Annotated in this window: 1 protein-coding gene; it reads left to right on the top strand. The window is 65.9% G+C overall.

All coding sequences use genetic code 11. From position 1 onward, the window contains the following. Window positions 1-16 precede the first annotated feature (16 nt). The coding region (locus tag ASG67_RS15450) for an ABC transporter permease subunit (protein ID WP_235535246.1) at window positions 17-367 on the top strand (351 nt) is incomplete at its 3' end.

Raw genomic sequence — 367 nt, 5'->3', positions numbered from 1 at the left:
CTTCAGCATCTTCTTGATGCGCAACAGCTTCGAGGCGATCCCGGTGGAGCTGGAGGAGGCCGCGCGCGTCGACGGCGCCTCCTCGATCGCCGTGTTCCTCCGGGTCTCGCTGCCGCTCGTGCTCCCGGGGGTGGTGACGGTCGCCCTCTTCGCCTTCCTGGTGTCGTGGAACGAGTTCTTCATCCCGCTCCTGCTGCTGAACGACGGCTCGACCTTCACCCTCTCGGTGATGCTCGTCAACATCCGGACCGGCGCCTACGGATCGATCGACTGGGGTCTCCTGCAGGCCGGCACCACCGTCGCGATCCTGCCCTGCCTGGTCCTCTACCTGCTGCTGCAGCGCTTCTACATCGGTGGTCTCACCGAG

It is taken from the genome of Sphingomonas sp. Leaf339 (assembly GCF_001426195.1).
In the GTDB taxonomy this organism is placed as follows: Bacteria; Pseudomonadota; Alphaproteobacteria; order Sphingomonadales; family Sphingomonadaceae; genus Sphingomonas.
This window is presented reverse-complemented; position numbering and strand designations above follow the sequence as displayed.